Annotated in this window: 17 protein-coding genes; 16 read left to right on the top strand and 1 reads right to left on the bottom strand. The window is 61.6% G+C overall.

All coding sequences use genetic code 11. The features are described from left to right. Nucleotides 1-178: 178 nt before the first annotated feature. The 15 genes from QYM46_RS13050 (at nt 179) to QYM46_RS12980 (ending at nt 11571) form a co-directional block, all read left to right on the top strand. Nucleotides 179-451 carry a hypothetical protein gene (locus QYM46_RS13050; RefSeq protein ID WP_432789254.1) on the top strand — a complete coding sequence of 91 codons (273 nt, stop codon included), beginning with the start codon at nt 179-181 and terminating at the stop codon, nt 449-451. Continuing rightward, nucleotides 448-1218, top strand: a complete 771-nt coding sequence (locus QYM46_RS13045) for a hypothetical protein (protein ID WP_432789253.1) — start codon at nt 448-450, stop codon at nt 1216-1218. Before QYM46_RS13050 ends, QYM46_RS13045 begins: the two co-directional genes overlap by 4 nt. Nucleotides 1219-1579: 361 nt before the next feature. Further along, on the top strand, nt 1580-3070 hold the full coding sequence (gene terL / locus QYM46_RS13040; RefSeq protein WP_432789252.1) for a phage terminase large subunit: 1491 nt from the start codon (nt 1580-1582) through the stop codon (nt 3068-3070). Between the two features lie 233 nt (nt 3071-3303). Next, nucleotides 3304-4635 carry a hypothetical protein gene (locus tag QYM46_RS13035; RefSeq protein WP_432789251.1) on the top strand — a complete coding sequence of 444 codons (1332 nt, stop codon included), beginning with the start codon at nt 3304-3306 and terminating at the stop codon, nt 4633-4635. A gap of 65 nt (nt 4636-4700) precedes the next feature. Continuing rightward, complete coding sequence (locus QYM46_RS13030; protein ID WP_432789250.1) at nt 4701-5705, top strand: phage minor head protein; 1005 nt, start codon at nt 4701-4703, stop codon at nt 5703-5705. Next, nucleotides 5702-6892 (top strand): hypothetical protein, encoded by a 1191-nt coding sequence (locus QYM46_RS13025; RefSeq protein ID WP_432789249.1) that lies wholly within the window; start codon nt 5702-5704, stop codon nt 6890-6892. The genes QYM46_RS13030 and QYM46_RS13025 overlap by 4 nt, the downstream gene beginning before the upstream one ends. A gap of 1 nt (nt 6893) precedes the next feature. Continuing rightward, nucleotides 6894-7235: a DUF2190 family protein gene (locus QYM46_RS13020; RefSeq protein ID WP_432789248.1), complete on the top strand. Its 342-nt coding sequence runs from the start codon at nt 6894-6896 to the stop codon at nt 7233-7235. Nucleotides 7236-7271: 36 nt separating this feature from the next. Continuing rightward, nucleotides 7272-8372 (top strand): hypothetical protein, encoded by a 1101-nt coding sequence (locus tag QYM46_RS13015; RefSeq protein WP_432789247.1) that lies wholly within the window; start codon nt 7272-7274, stop codon nt 8370-8372. A 77-nt stretch (nt 8373-8449) separates the two neighbouring features. Beyond that, nucleotides 8450-8815 (top strand): hypothetical protein, encoded by a 366-nt coding sequence (locus tag QYM46_RS13010; protein ID WP_432789246.1) that lies wholly within the window; start codon nt 8450-8452, stop codon nt 8813-8815. After that, on the top strand, nt 8812-9252 hold the full coding sequence (locus tag QYM46_RS13005) for a DUF6093 family protein (protein ID WP_432789245.1): 441 nt from the start codon (nt 8812-8814) through the stop codon (nt 9250-9252). The genes QYM46_RS13010 and QYM46_RS13005 overlap by 4 nt, the downstream gene beginning before the upstream one ends. Then, nucleotides 9252-9611 carry an HK97-gp10 family putative phage morphogenesis protein gene (locus QYM46_RS13000; protein WP_432789244.1) on the top strand — a complete coding sequence of 120 codons (360 nt, stop codon included), beginning with the start codon at nt 9252-9254 and terminating at the stop codon, nt 9609-9611. Before QYM46_RS13005 ends, QYM46_RS13000 begins: the two co-directional genes overlap by 1 nt. Nucleotides 9612-9666: 55 nt before the next feature. Continuing rightward, on the top strand, nt 9667-10008 hold the full coding sequence (locus tag QYM46_RS12995; protein WP_432789243.1) for a hypothetical protein: 342 nt from the start codon (nt 9667-9669) through the stop codon (nt 10006-10008). 71 nt (nt 10009-10079) lie between these two features. Next, complete coding sequence (locus QYM46_RS12990) at nt 10080-10295, top strand: hypothetical protein (protein ID WP_432789242.1); 216 nt, start codon at nt 10080-10082, stop codon at nt 10293-10295. 2 nt (nt 10296-10297) lie between these two features. Then, nucleotides 10298-10819, top strand: a complete 522-nt coding sequence (locus tag QYM46_RS12985) for a hypothetical protein (protein WP_432789241.1) — start codon at nt 10298-10300, stop codon at nt 10817-10819. A 155-nt stretch (nt 10820-10974) separates the two neighbouring features. Beyond that, nucleotides 10975-11571, top strand: coding sequence for a hypothetical protein (locus tag QYM46_RS12980; RefSeq protein WP_432789240.1), 597 nt, complete (start codon nt 10975-10977; stop codon nt 11569-11571). A gap of 305 nt (nt 11572-11876) precedes the next feature. Here QYM46_RS12980 and QYM46_RS12975 read toward each other — a convergent pair whose 3' ends face one another. Further along, nucleotides 11877-12050, bottom strand: a complete 174-nt coding sequence (locus tag QYM46_RS12975; protein WP_432789239.1) for a hypothetical protein — start codon at nt 12048-12050, stop codon at nt 11877-11879. Between the two features lie 59 nt (nt 12051-12109). On the opposite strand from QYM46_RS12975, the gene QYM46_RS12970 reads away from it, so the two are divergent. Continuing rightward, nucleotides 12110-17104, top strand: coding sequence for a phage tail tape measure protein (locus QYM46_RS12970; RefSeq protein WP_432789238.1), 4995 nt, complete (start codon nt 12110-12112; stop codon nt 17102-17104). Nucleotides 17105-17173 lie beyond the last annotated feature (69 nt).

Raw genomic sequence — 17173 nt, 5'->3', positions numbered from 1 at the left:
GAGACCGTCGACGAGAAGACGCTCATGGACCCGGAGCCGATTAGCCGGCCCATCTGCCTCCATGACCACCGTGAACCCGTGCACGCCTCAGACGGCGTCGAGCTACCTCCTGTCGGGTTCCACTGCCACTGCTGCGGCAACGTGTGGAACGACCACGCCTACATTGAAAGGGGCCCCAATGCCTAAAGACCTCTGCACCCCGGGAATGTTCCAGCCGCCACGACCAGAGCCGATCATCCCCTCCGCGCCCCGATATGAGTTCACCTGCACCGTGCGCAGACGCGACACATACGGTCGCGAGTACGTCACCTCGACACCAGCATCGGTCTTCGCCACGACCATTGACGAGGCCACGGACAAGCTACGTGACGCATTCGGGGCGAAGTACGACGACTTCCGGAAGTTCTGGTCGCACAGTGTGCTCATCGAGTCCGTCAAGGAGGTTCGATGACTGACCCATCCCCAGCCCAGCAGATCCGCAACCTCTGCGACCAAATCTCAGATCTCATCGAAACCATCGAACCCGCAGCACCCGTCCCCACCTACGGCGGGTCTGAAAGCGGGGGAGGAGCCGCGGCACCCAAATCACCCATGACCGACAACATGGTCATCGCCCGCAACAACCTCAAACAAACCCTCACCTCGTGGGCACTCCTCATCGTCGAAGAAGGCCACCACAACTACACCGGCCGAGACGAAACCACAGCCATCGCCGCATGGATCTACGGGTACGCCGACTGGATGGCCCACCACCCCGCATTCGACGACTTCATCACCGAAATCCAACACGACATGCGGGCCATCCACGACGAACTCAACCGACACATCGACGACCGCCGCTTCTGCGGCTGGCACAACGGACACCCCGTCTACGCACGCCACGACCAAGCCAGCGTCATCATCGACGGCACCACCTACACCCCACAACAAGGCCAAGACCGCCTGAAAGCCGGTATCGCCGACGTTGACCTCACCGCCAAAGAATGCGCCCTCGTCCTCACCCAAGTCCACGGCATCAAAACCACGGCGAAGAAGATCCTCAAGCTCCTCGAGGTCGACAACCGCAACCGGGCCGCCGGTGCCCTCGGTCAGTACGAAGGCCTCCATCCTGTCGGACGGAAAGGGCCTGGCCCTAAATCACCTCTCCTGTTCCGGTTCGAAGAAGTCCTCACTCGAACCCAACAGTCGGGGTGTCGATCTGGACAAAAAGCCTGTTAGGGGATTAGCTATGCGGTAGATGGGTCGAAGTGTCTACGGGCACCGGTCCATCTTTCGCATTCCCGGGGTGTTTCGTCACTTTTCTACCCGCGGAATGCGTCCCCACGCCCCTCGTTGAAGACGCGCTGCTGCTGGCTCCGAGGGGCACTTAAACCCGCAGGGCCGGTCTGCGTTACCAACTGGGGCTAGCGGGGTGCGCGACCCCGTCCATAGAGGCCTTCGCCTGGTGGGCCAGCGTACGCAAACCACCGGGCACTCAAACCAACCCCAGCTGCCGGGCGTTCGCTACCGATGGTCGTTGCGGTTGCCGAGTTGCCGGAACTCGCACCCAAAACCGGCATCAACTTCATGGAGGTGCGCCGTGTCCATTGACTGGATGACGGCGCTCGCAGACAAACTCGAAGCGCAAGCCGGACCGTCCTGGGACTCTCCGCTCGACATTGCCCAGGCCATCACCCCCAACACCATCCAGACGCCAGCGCTCGACCTCATCGATCAGGCGCTCATTGACTGCTACAACACCCCGGATGCGCGCCTCATCATCAGCATGCCACCCCAAGAAGGCAAATCCACACGGGCCGCGAAAGACTTCCCCATCTGGGCACTCACCCAGAACCAAGGCACACGGATCTTCTCCGCCTCATACTCCCAACGCCTCGCCGAACGCAACGGTCGCGCCATCCGCAACGCCATCCACGAACACCCAGAGCTCGGCTTGCAGATCGCCGACGGCAACAGTGCCGTCTCAGACTGGCGACTCCAAGGCCACCCCGGCGGCGTGTATTCAACCTCAGTCGGCGGATCCGGCTCCGGCCAGCCAGCAGACCTCGTCATCATCGACGACCCCATCAAGGACCGCAAAGAAGCCGACAGTGCCACCTACCGAGAGAACGTGTGGGACTGGTACACCGACGTCGTGGTCGCCCGACTCGCACCCGGAACATCCGTGGTCGTCATCCTCACCCGGTGGCACGACGACGACCTAGCCGGCAGGCTGCTAAAGCAGGACGACTCACGCTGGCGATTCCTGAACATTCCAGCCCGCGCCGACCACCGGCCCGAAAAGGGTGAAACCGATGTGCTCGGACGCGAGGTCGGAGAATACATGGTCTCTGCCAGAGGTCGTTCCCGGCTCCAGTGGGAGCAACGGGAGAAAGAATCCGGGCCACGCACATTCGCTGCGCTCTTCCAGGGCCGGCCCACTCCCGACAGTGGCGGTGTGTTCCCGCCGGAAGAGGAATGGGCACGCTATTCCCAGCCGATGTGGGTGGAGCGCCCCGACGGTTCACGCATCATTCCCGGTCTGACCGAGAACGGGTACGAGCTCATCCAGTCGTGGGACATGACGTTCAAGGACACGAACGGATCCGACTTTGTCGTCGGGCAAGTGTGGTTGCGCGTGGGTATCAACGCGTACCTCCTCGACCAAGTCCGCGATCGATTGAACTTCAACGCAACAGTTGAAGCCGTGAAATCCATGACCGCGAAGTGGCCACAAGCCGCAGCGAAGATCATCGAAGACAAAGCGAACGGTCCTGCCGTGATGGCGAATCTCGCCAAGACAGTGCCGGGAATGATCCCCATCGAACCGGAAGGGTCAAAACTGGCACGCGCCAACGCGATCAGCCCGTTCGTGTTCTCCAAGAACGTCATCCTTCCCGACGCGGCTCTGCTGCCGAACGTGACCGAACTGTTGGGTGAGGCGAAAGCGTTCCCGAACTCCGCGAACGACGACACGATCGACGGCCTCTCACAAGCCGTGTCCTACCTGCTACTGCATGACCTCATTGATCAAGACCAGCTCGTCGCTGAGGAATTCGCCGAAGACGCTATCCCAATCAGCTACTTCTAACGAACGGAGGCCCCATGGGTATTCGCAATTGGCTCGGCCTCCAAGAATCGGTGGACCCGGAAGTGAACCGGCTCAAGGGCGAAGTCGACACGCTTGCCTTCAAGCTAGAAGAGTCCTACGACCAGTTGTCACGAATGTTCTCGGAGGACGCTGGCTGGAGTCGTATCGGCCAGGAAACCGAAAAGGACCTCACGCCCGAGGGCCGTAAACGCTCCGCTCAAATGTGCCGAGTCATGGCCATAGCCAATCCCCTCATTGCCCGCGCCATCGCCGTTCGCACCGGATATATCCACGGCAACGGCGGAATCGGAGTCCAGGCTGCCGACGGGAGAGAGTCGGGCACTCAAGACGTCAACAGCGTCGTGCAAGCATTCCTCGATGACCGCGGCAATCGTGCCGCGTTCACCGGTGCTCAAGCCCATGAGGAACTCGAGAAACAGCTGTCAACCGACGGCAACATGTACACGATCCTCTTCACCGACCCGAAGACCGGCTTCGTGCGCGTGCGCACCCTCGACCCCCTCGAAGTCACCGACATCCTCATGAACCCCGAAGACCGGTCGGAACCATGGTTCTACCGCCGCGACTTCGTCGAAACCACCATCGGTGAACGCACATCAAGAGTCACCACGAGGCAACGCACCGTCTGGTACCCGGCATTGAACTACGACCCGACGAAGAAGTTCCCCGTCATCGACGGCAACCCGGTCGACTGGTCTGCTGCCGTCTATCACACGGCTGTGAACCGGACGGGTAAGTTCGGACTCGGGGACGCCCACCCGGCACTGCCATGGGCCCGCGGGTACACGGGTTTCCTTGACGACTGGACGAAACTCACCAAAGCTTTGTCCCGGATCGCGTGGAAAATGTCGGGCAAGAAGAACACTGCCCAGCAGATGCGCTCCCAGCTCAACAACCTCAACGAGGCTGGCGGCATCATCGGCGCGGACGCGGGCACACAGTTGGAGGCTGTCCCGAAAACCGGCGCCACGATCGACGCCGAATCGGGCCGGCCGCTGGCCACGATGGTCGCCGCAGCGTTGGGGATCCCTGTCACGACGCTCATGTCCGACCCTGGACAGACAGGCGCCAGGGCGGTCGCTGAGACCCTGAACCAGCCCACCCGGTTGACGATGCAGTCCCGTCGTGACGTGTGGACGGAAACTTATCGGGCGATCCTCAACCACGTCATCGACCAGGCTGTCGTCGCTCCGCAGGGGCCGCTCAAGGGTGGCGTGTCCGTCGATCCGTACACGCAGCAACGGGAAGTGTCTCTGGGCAATGACGAGGATCGGACGATCACGTTCACTTGGCCGGAACTCGACGACACTCCCATCGACCAGCTGGTGAAAGCCATCACCGATGCGGACGCCACCGGCAAGCTCCCACCGCTCGAGACCATGCGTCTCCTGCTCCGTGCGCTCGGTGTCAGGGATGTCGACGAGATCCTCGACCAGTTCACCGACGACAAGGGCAACTTCATCGACCCGAACGTCAGTGCGGGGGATGCCGCAGTCTCGGCGTACAACCGTGGCGAAGATCCTGCAGCAGTGCTCAACCAGTAGAAAGCGGGTGGTCCGGTGTGGCAATCACAGAGTTGACGTTACGCCGGGCCGCCGAAATCAGGGCCATGGTCGACGACTATGTTGACGCCTCCACCCGCGCACTCACCGCACGGTGGGCGCAAGCATGGCAGGAAGTCGCCCAGGAATGGCAGGACACGATCGCCATCATCCTCGCGAAGAAAGCGGCAGGCGAACCGCTCACCCCGACGCAGATCACGAACCTGGCACGCACTCAACGAGCGTTGGCGATGACCGCGACGAAACTGCGTGAACTCGCCGCCGAGCTCGGGCCACTACTCGAGGACAGTGTGCGCGAAGTCGTTGAACGCACAGCGGACCTCACCACCGGTGTTGCGGCATCCCAGATGCCGCCCGTTGATTCGAAGCTGCTCCCGTCGTTCACGCGTGTCGACCAGCCGGCCCTTGAGCAGATCATCGAACGGTCCCTCGGCCAGATCCACGCCTCATCCCTGCCGCTCTCAGACGAAGCCGTCGACGCCATGAAGTCGGCGCTCATCCGTGCAGTCCCCAGCGGCTGGCACCCGGACAAAGCCGCCAGGGAGATGCTGAAGCGAACACGCTCGGGTTTCAATGGGGGACTCACACGAGCTCTCCGTATCGCCCGCACTGAACAGTTGGATGCTCACCGGGCTGCGAACAGGGCACAGAACATCGCCAATCCGACCGTGACCGCGGTCGTGTGGCATGCGGAACTCTCGTCTCGCACTTGCCCATCGTGCATTGCGAAGCACGGCACTGAATACCCGCCCGATACGGAGGGCCCGTTCGATCATCAGAACGGCCGCTGCACGTTCATCCCCAAAACAAAGTCGTGGCGCGACCTCGGATTCGACATCGAAGAACCACCCGACATCATCCCCTCAGCCTCGGACTGGATAGCGACTAACCCTCACGACGCTGTTGCCGCTCTCGGCCCTGACCGGTACCGGATGCTCCAGGACGGGCAGATCAGCTTGTCCGACATGGCTCGCCGCGTCGACAACCCCGACTGGCGGCCCTCCTATCAAGCTGCTCCACTCGCAGACCTCCGCAGGAAGGCGAATCAATGACACTCCTCAAGGAGACCGCAACCCTCACCCCGAAGGCGGGAGGACGGGCCAAGATCGGCATCATCACCCCCGGCACGGGGTCGAGCGGCGTCTACCCGAAAGAAACCATCGAAGCCGCGGGCCGCGACAAGGTCTTCGGTCAAGGACTGCACATGTACCTCGACCACGCGACCGAGGCACAGGACTGGGAACGACCAGAAGGCTCGCTCCGCGACCTCGTCGGAGTCCTCACCGAAGACGCCCACTGGGACGACGATGTCGGTGGGCTCGTCGCGGAGGCAAAGATCTTCTCTCACTGGAAACCCATCATCGCCGAGATGGCGGAAGACATAGGTGTGAGCATTCGAGCGTCCGGCGAAGTCAGTGAGTCAAGCGGGCAGCGCGTCGTCACCAAACTCACGGAAGCCCGAAGCGTCGACTTCGTCACCAAGGCTGGCCGCGGTGGGAAGGTGCTCGAGCTCCTCGAATCAGCTCGGTTCAACGAGGCCACCGCCGAAGAGATCCGCCGCCTGCTTCAGGACGCCATCAAGAACGAGCACGGTGCGGAGAACACGTGGGTGTGGCTACGCGACTACGACGAGGCCCACGTGTGGTTCGACCTGGACACCGACGACTCGAACACGACGCTTGAACAGGCGTACACCATCGACGGCGTGAACGTCACCCTCACCGGCACAGCGACAGAAGTCGTCCCCACGACCACGTTCGTGCCCAAACAGACCAACCCGGCCCCGTCCGGGAAGGAAACACAAGAATCCGATTCCAAGGAGAAGAACACCATGGAAATCAGTGAAGCCGACCACAAGGCTCTCACCGACAAGGCCGGACGGGTTGAACAGCTCGAAACCGACCTCGCCGAAGCCCGGAAGAAGATCGAAGCCGCCGAAGCCGAGAAGGCGAAGGAAGTCCGCCGTGCCGAAGTCGCAACCATCGTCGAGGAAGCATTCGACGGAGTCGACCCCGGCATGGTCAAGGACCTGCTCATCGACCGACTCGCCGAATCCGACACCACGGGGGACGACCTGATCAAGGAGGCCCGGACGTTCGCCGAGGACTACAAAACCAAGACAGCCGGTACCGGTCAGGTTCGTGGTCTGGGAGAGTCCCGACCCGTCACCACCGACACCACTGCCACCGAATCCGAGCTGCCGTCGTACGACGAACTCACAGCCCTGAAGGGAGCCTGACATGGCGAAGAACCAGAAGTACCCCGAGAACAAGCACATCGCCCTCACCGCCGACAAGGCCTACAAGTCCGGTCAGGCTGTCGCGATCGGCGCCTACCGGGGTGTCGCCCTCATCGACGCCGAACAGGGCGACCGAGTCACCGTTTGGCTCGACGGTTCCTGGGAGATCGACGTCACCGGCGCCCTCATCGAAGGGCAGGTCGTCTACCTCGGCGGAAGTGGTCTCACTGCAACCGCGAACGACACCCCCTGGGGTGTTGCGAACCAGGCCAAGGCCACCGGCACCGGCCCCGCCGAAGTCGCACCGTTCGGTGCCGTCCCGCCCGCCCCCGCCGCAGGCTGACCCCAGACCTGACGCATCCCCACTTAGGAGATAACAATGGAACTTGATCTGCTGGCTGAGGCGGAATTCCGCACAGCCCCCAACATGAAGCAGAAGGTGCTCAGCGCCGCCAAGCTGTTCAACGAAGCCCAGAAGGGCACCAACCTCGGGCTTGCCCAGTTCCGTGAGGCCATGTCCACCAGCGACTTCCCGATCCTCCTGTCGAAGGGGTTCGAAGTCGAAGCCATCCAGGCCCAGAAGGACGCGGTCAAGGAGTACGAACCGTTCGCCCTTGAACGCAAGGTGCCGGACTTCCGACCGAAGAAGCTGCGCGACCTGTTCGGCAACACCGAATTCGAAGAAGTCGCCGAGGGTGAAGAGTACAAGGCTGACACTCTCGACGAACTCGAAGTCGAATACCGGGTGAAGAAGTTCGGTCGCCGCTTCGGATACACGTGGGAGCTCGCACTGTCCGGTGACTTCACCGACATGGCCGACTTCCCCCGCCGGATCGGCAACGGTGCGGTCGAAACGTCGAACAAGAACGTGTTCGGCCTGTTCGTGAACGAGAACGGGCCCCGTGACGACTTCTTCGCCAGCAAGGACACGAAGCCCCTGTCGCCTCAGAACCTGCAGGACGCGATCAACGCTTTCGCGCTGAAGGAAGACTGGCGTGGCGACCTCGTCGACACCACCGGTCTCGTCCTCGTCGTACCCCCGACCCTGCAGTTGGAGGCTCAGCGCATTGTTGGTGCCGCTGAACTCGAACTCGAAGTCACTGACGGGAACAAGAAGACGAAGACCCGCATGCAGAACCCGTTCACCGGTCTCGTGCAAGTTGTCGTGTCCCGCAAGCTCGTCGAACTCGACAAGTCTGCGAACCGGGCCACCACCTGGTATCTCCTCGCTGGTAAGGGGTCCACCCACCCGGCGGTCATCCACGTGGCGCTCAATGGTCACGAGAACGTGGACATTCGTACAAAGCGTGACCAGGGCAACCGGGTCGGCGGCGGCGAGATCCCGTTCGAAGAGGGCTCCTACCTCGACGACACGATCGACTTCCGCGGCCGCCACATCGACGGTTCCGCCAAGGGTCTCCAGGATGCCGACGGCAAGGCGCTTGTCGCCTACGCCTCCACCGGGTCGACCCAGGGCTGACCCCATCTGAGCACGGGCCCCGCCCCACTGTGACCACCATCCAGCGGGGCGGGGAACGGCACAACCAAGGAGTTGTAATGGTCGATTACAACGAACCGGCGCAAAAAGTGCGCCTGTTGATCGGTGATACCAACGCGGATGACCCCGACTTCGACAACGATCAGATCAAAGGTTTCCTCACCATTGCCCGTGACTCAGTGTTGCGGGCGGCTGCGGACGCCCTCGACGCGATCGCGTCGAACGAAGCACTCCTGTCGAAGAAGATCACTACGCAGGATCGCGCCGCTGACGGGCCGGCTGTCGCGGATGCGCTCCGTAAACACGCGGCAGCACTCCGGGCCCGGGCCAAGGAGGAAGAAGACGCTGAGGACGATGAACCGTTCTTCATGGCCTTCAACCTCGACGGTCCCGGCTCACAAGAGGGTGAGGAGATGCGGTTATGACTCGCATCGCCCGCGGCCGCCTCAAGGTCATCCCCCCGGGGTGGTCTGAGCATCACCGTCCCACCGCGTACGGGTTCCTCACCGGCGAATGCACCGCGTACACGCTCGGCGGTATTCCTGACTGGCCCGAACCACGAGAACCGGAAGTCATGCCCGTCTGGGAGTCCGCGCCGTGCTCGGTGCAGTTCCTCACACAATCGTCCCGACCAGTCCTGGTCGCCGACGGTCTCGAAGTCATTGCCACCCACCGAATCTCGGTGCCGATCGCCGCGAAATGGCTCCACTACGGAACCACTATCAAGGTGCTCGACAACCCCGACGACCCGGACTTGAACGGGCGAGAGTTCCAAGTGCTCGTGGCCGAATCGGGGACCACGAACTGGACACGCGACTACCTGTGCCAGGACTTGAACGGGCAGGAAGTGAGGGCGGCTTGATGGACGGAATCCAAGAGTGGAAGAACCTTGGTCTAGACATTTCCAAGGCCGGGCAACGAGCCCACGACAAAGCAGCCCAGGTGATCGGAAAGTCGGCTGCTGACATCACGAGGGACGCGAAAACCTACGTTCCTGTGGATACCGGCAACCTCCGCGCCTCCATCGGTTACGACACCTACAACCAGGGTGACGAAATGTTCGCGGAGATCGGGCCGACCGCGAATTACGGCCAGCACGTCGAGCTAGGCACGAGTCGAATGGCCCCGCAACCGTACATGTCGCCGGCGTTCAACCGGAACGTGACCGGGTTCGAGCAGGCCATGTCCAAGCTGGCGGGGGAGGCGATCTTCCCTGACTGACATCATCACCATCACCACCTGGACGCTCGACCGACTCAAAACTGTCGGCGTTGGCGTGTATGACGGCATAGTTCCCGAATCCGTGCCCACCAGTGCAGGCGGCATCATCAAGCCGTATCTGGCCGTATGGACGCAACCCCTCCGGGAGCACTACGAACAGCCCCTCGACTACTCCGCCCAGGAGACTGCTGGGGCGCTCACCGTCACCGTCGCGGGCGCAACAGTCGGCACGGTCCGAAACGTCTCTCAGGAAGTCATTCGGAAACTCAACCGAATGGCATCACCTGGCGGGGGAGAGTACCGACACGTTGAACCGCATGTCCCGATCCAGCACGACATCCAGGTGAGCCCGCCACGGTACTACCTGCCGTTGTCGTTCGAGTTCCAGCAGCCCTAACCAAACAGTTGACCCAAATCTAAGCCTCGGAGCACTCCGGGGCTTTTCTTATGCCCAGAAACGGAGTCGCTATGGCCGAAACTTTCGACCACTTCAAGCACGCCTACGACAAACGCACCGGGGAGAAACTCCCGTACAAGGTGCCCGAATCCCACTTCCGCATCTTCCCCGACACCCTCTCGCCCACCCCTGTCCAGAAACGACAGGACCGCGCACGCCCCACCCCGACAACCACCCCTGAAGTGGCCTCAGTCGTTGAGGCCGTCACCCGAAAGGAAGGCAAGTAACTATGCCCACCCCACTCGCGGATGGCAAGACGAAGGTCACCATCCTCCCCACCGCCCCGGCCGACCCGAAGGCAATCACCCTCACCGAGCTCGAGGCCGGCATCGAGGCATCGTGCGCGATCCTCACCTCCGACTACAACGTCGGCGCCGCCACCTCCGAATCCGTCGACGAGAAGGCCCTGTGCCAGGAGGGAAACGCCTCCACTTGGGGTGCCAGCAACGGCACCATCGAGTTCACGCTGTTCCTCGAATACGACGATCAGCACCAGCTGGACCTCGAATCTGAAGCCGGAAAGGCCTACGAGGCTGTGAAGGCAAAGGGCACCCAGGTGTACATCGTCCAGCGGGAAACCTCGAAGACATCGAAGGAGGCGTGGGCTTCCGGCGACCCCTATGAGTACTTCCATGGCATCGCTGACAACCCACAGCACGTCGACCGCACCGGATACGTAAAGCGCAAGGTGACAGCGGCGTTCCAGGAGATGGAGCTGCATGGCGTCGTTGCTGAAGCGGTAGGCGGCTGACCTCACCTCAAGACCCCAGTGGCCCGGTTCCTCCATGGCCGGGCCACTGGCCCACCCCACATGGAGACCCCACAACTTTCACATGGAGGAATAGAAAAATGTCCGACTTTAATCCCGATGACTTCATTGCAGGCATCCGCACCGCCCAGAAGACAGTGACGATCTTCAAGGCCGCCGATCTCGCTGGCGAACTGTCCAGCATCGAGGAAGACCTCGAACTGCTCGAGAGCCAGAACGAAGGCGAAGAGCAGACCTTGTCCGCGGGCGCCGAGAAAACTGAGCTGATCGAGAAACGTGACCGCCTGCAGGCCGAGCTCGAGGAGTCCGCAGTTGACTTCACAGTCCAAGCTCTAGAGCAGGATGAAGTCGAGCGCATCACCAAGGAAGCACGCAAGGCCGCGTCCGAACTCGCTGATCAGGCCGCAAAGGATGCCGCCAGTTACGCTCGCGACGAATGCCGCCGCGCCGAAGTCGGCGACGGTAAGGAAATCAAGGAAGCCGTGAGGCGTGCCGCATCGAATGCGTCGAACGCTGTCTTGGCCCGTGAAGCAGGTCTGCACGTTCTCTCTCACGCGATCGTCACCGACACGGGTGCGCGGGCGTTCACGCCGGAGCAGATGCGCATCATGTCCGAGAAGTTGGGGCAGCCGCAGATGAACAAGCTGTACGGCGCGTTCTACGACCTCACGAGCACTGATCCGGGTTCGTTCGTCCCAAAATCGCAGAAGCCTGGGCCGAGGGCCGAGGGCTAAACGCATTGACGCAGACTCGCACAGCACGATCATGGGGGATTCCCGTGACTGTGCTGCGCGGGGAGCGTAAGCCAGGAAAGAAGTGGTCAAACAGGGATAGGGCGTTAGCCCTGGCGCTCACCCTGTATGAAGCAGATCTGTGCAATGGGTGCGGTCAGCCAATGTCACGCACGACAGGCGAGCGGCCCACTGATTACGAAGTGCACCGCATTAACTGTGTTGCCTGCGCGGAGCTCGAAGAGCATCGCGGTCTCGATCGGGAACCCGAAAAGGGCGAGAAGACATACGTCGTGGCTGACGAGTGACTACTGGCGCCGATTCTGTTCACGCATGAGGCCCAGCATTTCACGTCGATCAGCTTCACGCCGGCGCATGTACTTCACGAGTTTCACAATGCCGAAAACGATGCCAGCGATGACCGCGGCAATCACGATCAGCAGGACAAGCAATACAGCTATCTGTCCAATGGCAGGCCTCATTCTGGCCACCTTCCTTAAATCTCCCCTGTAGTCCCAAAAGTATATAGGAGGCCACTGTCATGGTTGAGTCGCGTTCGGTCAGAGTGGTCCTGGCGGCGAAGGTTGATGCCTTCAAGGCCGAGATGGCCGCGGCGGGCAAGTCCGCTGTGGACGCGGCGCAGAAGACTGAAACCGCGTGGGATAAGTCCTCCACTGGTGCCGGTAAAGCCATGGCCGCGATCGGCAAGTATCAGGGCGAGATGACGACTGCCGGCACGGCTATGGCCACGTTCGGCGGTGTCGTGGTTGGTTCTCTCGGGCTGGCCACGAAGGCGGCAATGTCATGGGAGTCCGCGTGGACGGGTGTGCTCAAAACCGTTGACGGCACCCCGAAGCAGCTCGCCAAGGTCGAGGACGGCCTGCGCGACCTGGCCAAGACTCTCCCCGCCACCCACGAGGAGATCGCCGCTGTTGCTGAGGCCGCCGGCCAGTTGGGCATCAAGACCGACAACGTCGTGTCGTTCACGAAAACGATGATCGACATGGGCGAGTCCACGAACATCTCCGCCGAAGAAGCCGCAACCTCTCTGGCACGTCTGGCAAACATCATGGGCACCAGCCAGAAGGACTTCGGCAAGATGGGCGCCTCCATCGTCGGCCTCGGCAACAACTTCGCCACCACCGAGTCCGAAATCGTGTCCATGTCGATGCGCATCGCTGCAGTCGGCAAACAGTCCGGCCTCACGGAAGGTGAAGTATTCGGGCTCGCCACCGCACTGTCATCGGTCGGCATTGAAGCTGAAGCCGGTGGCACAGCCATGTCCCTGGTCATGAAGAAGATCACCAAGGCCGTCGGTGAAGGCGGGGACGGCCTCGACGAGTTCGCCCGAATCTCCGGCATGTCATCCGAGCAGTTCGCTCAAGCGTGGGAGCAGGACGCATCGTCGGCATTGGCCACGTTCGTGACCGGCCTCGGAGAAGCAGACGCATCAGGCGAGAACGTCAACAACACACTCTCCGACCTCGGCATCACCGGTATCCGCGAATCCGATGCACTGCTCCGCCTCGCCGGCGCATCCGACGTGCTCACAGACGCACTCAAGCAGGGCAACGACGAGTACGAAAAGGGCACTGCCCTGGCCGAAGAAGCAGCGAAACGGTACGAAACCGCTGAGTCGAAGATCAAGATCGCCGGAAACTCCCTGAAGGACACCGCCATCACGATTGGTGGCACGTTCCTGCCCGCCGTCGCTGAACTGGCTGACGGCGCCGCGAAACTCGCCACCGCATTCGGGGACCTGCCAGAACCTGTACTCAAGGTGTCGGGAGCACTCGGGGCAATTGCTGGCACTGCGGCACTTGCAGGCGGCGCCGCACTCATCCTCGTGCCCAGAATCGCCGAAACCGTCACCGCGTTCAAAGCACTGAAGACGGCCATGGCCGGTTCAACTGGCGCCGTCGGCAAGATGGGCCGCAATTTGGGTCGAATTAAGTCTGTAGCCAAGGGTGCCGCGCTGGGTCTTACTGCTGTCGCTCTTGCCGCTGAACCGCTCTCTGAGTGGGGCAACTCTGCCGTTGAAGCGACGGATGAAACCGCCGACGCTTTGCAACGCCTGTCAGGTCAGATCGCCCAGAGCAAGATTGACTCTGCGACTCTCAACCAGGCGTTCACCGACATTGTGGCCCCGACCGATGAGTTGGGCGAATTCGGGCACGCCGTGCAAGAGGTCATCAATCCGAATGCCTGGGGTGTCCTCGGTGATGTTGTGACGGACACTGCTCGTGTTCTGACTCTCGGCATGGTCGATATGACCTCATCCACCGAAGAGGCGCGAGCGCGGTTCGAGCAGCTGGGCGAACAGATCGCGACGATGGACACCGAGTCTGCGTCTGCGGCGTTCAATCAGATGGTCGCTGAGACGGACGGCTCCAAAGAGTCGATTGCCAACCTTATCGACTTGATGCCTGCATACAAGGATCAGTTGATTGATACTGCTAATGCGTTGGGCATGAACACTGACAACGCCACTCTTGCGAAGATCGCGACGGAGGGGCTTGGCAATACCGCTGAAGGTGCGGCCGGGGCTGTGGGTGGTGTTGGTGACGCGGCTGATTCTGCCGCTCAGGGCTTGCAGGACATGCTCGACGGCTTGCTTGCGCTGGGCCTCGCGACTCTTGATGAACGCGAGTCCATGCGTCAGTACGAGTCCGCGATCGACGGCGTAAACGAGTCGATCAAGGAAAACGGCACCAGCCTCGACATCACCACGGAGAAGGGCCGCGCCAACCAGGAAGCGTTCGATGCAATCGCTGATGCTGGAATGCGTGCCGCCGATTCGATGGTGCAAAACGGAGCAGACCAGAAAACCGTTCAGGACCAGCTTCAGCGCACGTATGACGACCTGATTGATGCTGCCGGACAGTTCGGGATCACCGGCAAGAAGGCCGAAGACATGGCGAAGGAAGTCATGGGCATCCCGAAGGACGTTGACATCAAAACGTGGATGTCTGATGCGGCCCAGAAGCAGGCTATCGACCTGAAGAAGGAGCTCGAGAAGCTCGACGGCAAAACCGTCAGAACGTTCATCAAGGTCGAGGAAACCTATATTCGAAAGAATCAGGGCGACGCCACCTACTCGCGTGATCGTTACGGCAATGCGCCGGCTGCTCGCGCAAGGGGAGGCATTGACCTGATGCCTATGGCCTCGGGTGGCGTTCTCTCCGATATTGCTCAGATGGTTCCGCCGAACACGTGGCGCTTGGTCGGCGACCGCATGGACGTTGACGAGGCGTTTATTCCTCTCGACGGGTCGGAACGGTCGTGGAAGATCCTTGCGGAAGCGATGCAACGCATGCCTGGAACAATGCCCATGGCGTCCGGGGGCACCCTGAACATGAGTGCGGGCAACACGCTTAATGTCGGGAGCAGCGGTGATCAGACGGGTCTGACGATGCAAGGCATCGCGGCGTCCACCTTGGAAGCCATGGAGCAGATGCGTTCAGAGGTGTCTGAGGGCTGGGCGGCAATGCTTCGCAGCATGCAGGAGACTCAGGCTGAAATGCTCCTGGGAACTCAGGCGCAGAACGCGGCGATGCTGTTGGACACCCAGACCCAGCAGGAGGCGATGCGGGCCACCGTTGCGGCCAAGCAGGCTGGGCAACTGTCGGTGTCGACTGAGCAGCAGGAGCTCATGCGCCTCATGCTCATCGACAAGCAGTCGCAGATGCTGTCGAAGTCGTCCACCGATTTCGAGTCGTTGAAGTCGACGACGGGCACAAAGTTCTCGGACATGCGCAAGAACACCGACACCACCATGGCGGGCATGTACGGGGATTACGACACCCGCCTAGCCAGCCTGAAAGGGTTGAACAAGCGCGGGTTCGAATCACTGCTGTCCACCTCCAACACGAACATGGAGGGCGTCCGGGACGGCATCGACGCGCAAATGGCCGCCGCTCGCCCCGAACTGGGCGGTCGGATGAACGACCTCATCAGTGTCCTCGCCGCGTTCACTACTTCGGTGAACAAGGCGTTCGGTGAAGTGGGTGTGGAGCTCTCGGCGCCGGCCGCGTTGAAGTACGCCGACGGTGGTGTCATGCCTGGGTATACACCCGGCCGGGACGTGCATCACTTCCGTTCCCCGTCTGCTGGCGACCTGTGGCTGTCCGGTGGCGAGGGCATCATTCGCCCGGAAACGGTGCGGATGATCGGCGGCGAGCAGGGTGTTCACGCACTCAACGCAGCAGCCCGCCGCGGTGACAGTGACACTGTGACGCACATGCTTCGCGGTATGGCTTTCGCGGACGGTGGAGTCATCCCGCGCATTCCGGGCGTGAACGCGTTCGCGGATGCTGGTGTGTGGCGGAACCTGTGGGCGATCACGAGGGACCAGTTCCCGAATGCTCGCCTCACATCCGCTTACCGTGGTGGTTCCCGCACGGTGTCGGGTAACGCTTCGTATCACTCCAGGGGTATGGCGATCGACGTGTCACCGTCGATGGACATTTTCAACTTCTGGCGCAACAAGTACGGTGCGAACCTTGCCGAACTGATCTATTCGCCCGCGAACGGCAAGCAGATCAAGAACGGTCAGAACTACACCTACGGCGGTGCGGTCCGAGCCCAGCACTTCAACCACGTCCATATCGCCGCAAGGCAGGCCTTGTCGGATGCTGTGGCTGGTGGTTTGCCGGGTATGGGTGGGGCAATGTCTCACCCGTTCCTGGATCGGGCCGGCGTCACTGCCGGTTCCGACCTCGAGGCTTCCTACGCTAAGGCGGCTGAGAAGCTGACCCAGCAGATCTACGCCAAGCACGCTAAGCAACTCCCTGATGGGATTGCGGGGCAGCTCGGTAAGGGCATCATGTCCCAGGTTTCCGAGGGGCTGGTCGGTAAGGCCACCGAGTACGGCAAAACCACTGCTGTGAACGGCTCGTCTGCCGGTGACCCCGCGGTGAAAGCTGCTGTCCGCAAGATCGCGGAGCAGATGGGTTGGGGCAAGTACTGGGGCGACATTGACTGGTTGGTGAACAAGGAGTCCTCGTGGAATCCGAACGCCGCCAACCCGTCCTCGTCGGCCCGTGGCCTGTTCCAGAAGATGACGTCTCTGCATGGCCCGGTTGAGGACACGGTGGAGGGTCAGGCTCGTTGGGGTCTGAACTACATCAAGTCCACGTACGGGAACCCAGCTGCGGCTCGTGCTCATCATCAGCGGTCGAACTGGTATGAGGGCGGCACGGAACGCGCTAAGCGTGGTCTGGCTGTGGTGGGGGAGGAGGGCCCTGAGCTCGTCAACTTCCAGGGCGGCGAGCAGGTCATGTCGACCGCGGATTCGATGAAGTTCATGGCCGCGAACCGCACCTATATCCCGAACACTGCACCTGCATTCGATGCGGCTGTTATGTCGTCGTCGATTGCGTCGGCGGTGAAGGGGATGCAGGTGACTCCGGAGCAGATCGCGACAGCGTTCGATGGTGTGCCACTGCAACTCGTGATGAAGGACGGCACTCAGATGGATGCGTATATGAAGAAGCAGATAGGCCAAGTTGCTGTTGGTGCTGGGAGGGCTCACTGATGCCGATTGTTGTTGACCCGGGATTCCAGTGGCCGCCGGAGACGGATCCCGTGGTGTCGCCGGATGGGA

Origin of the sequence: Brevibacterium sp. K11IcPPYGO002 (assembly GCF_050920635.1) — a bacterium.
Classification (GTDB): domain Bacteria; phylum Actinomycetota; class Actinomycetes; order Actinomycetales; family Brevibacteriaceae; genus Brevibacterium.
Note: the sequence above shows the minus strand (reverse complement) of the source record. Positions and strands in the feature narration are given on the sequence as shown.

What these genes read in the sequence shown, in the direction of transcription:
- QYM46_RS13050 (WP_432789254.1), top strand. Translation starts at nt 179, where the DNA reads ATGCCTAAAGACCTCTGCACCCCGGGAATGTTCCAGCCGCCACGACCA.
- QYM46_RS13045 (WP_432789253.1), top strand. Translation starts at nt 448, where the DNA reads ATGACTGACCCATCCCCAGCCCAGCAGATCCGCAACCTCTGCGACCAA.
- QYM46_RS13035 (WP_432789251.1), top strand. Translation starts at nt 3,304, where the DNA reads ATGGCCATAGCCAATCCCCTCATTGCCCGCGCCATCGCCGTTCGCACC.
- QYM46_RS13030 (WP_432789250.1), top strand. Translation starts at nt 4,701, where the DNA reads ATGGTCGACGACTATGTTGACGCCTCCACCCGCGCACTCACCGCACGG.
- QYM46_RS13025 (WP_432789249.1), top strand. Translation starts at nt 5,702, where the DNA reads ATGACACTCCTCAAGGAGACCGCAACCCTCACCCCGAAGGCGGGAGGA.
- QYM46_RS13020 (WP_432789248.1), top strand. Translation starts at nt 6,894, where the DNA reads ATGGCGAAGAACCAGAAGTACCCCGAGAACAAGCACATCGCCCTCACC.
- QYM46_RS13015 (WP_432789247.1), top strand. Translation starts at nt 7,272, where the DNA reads ATGGAACTTGATCTGCTGGCTGAGGCGGAATTCCGCACAGCCCCCAAC.
- QYM46_RS13010 (WP_432789246.1), top strand. Translation starts at nt 8,450, where the DNA reads ATGGTCGATTACAACGAACCGGCGCAAAAAGTGCGCCTGTTGATCGGT.
- QYM46_RS13005 (WP_432789245.1), top strand. Translation starts at nt 8,812, where the DNA reads ATGACTCGCATCGCCCGCGGCCGCCTCAAGGTCATCCCCCCGGGGTGG.
- QYM46_RS13000 (WP_432789244.1), top strand. Translation starts at nt 9,252, where the DNA reads ATGGACGGAATCCAAGAGTGGAAGAACCTTGGTCTAGACATTTCCAAG.
- QYM46_RS12990 (WP_432789242.1), top strand. Translation starts at nt 10,080, where the DNA reads ATGGCCGAAACTTTCGACCACTTCAAGCACGCCTACGACAAACGCACC.
- QYM46_RS12985 (WP_432789241.1), top strand. Translation starts at nt 10,298, where the DNA reads ATGCCCACCCCACTCGCGGATGGCAAGACGAAGGTCACCATCCTCCCC.
- QYM46_RS12975 (WP_432789239.1), bottom strand. Translation starts at nt 12,050, where the DNA reads ATGAGGCCTGCCATTGGACAGATAGCTGTATTGCTTGTCCTGCTGATC.
- QYM46_RS12970 (WP_432789238.1), top strand. Translation starts at nt 12,110, where the DNA reads ATGGTTGAGTCGCGTTCGGTCAGAGTGGTCCTGGCGGCGAAGGTTGAT.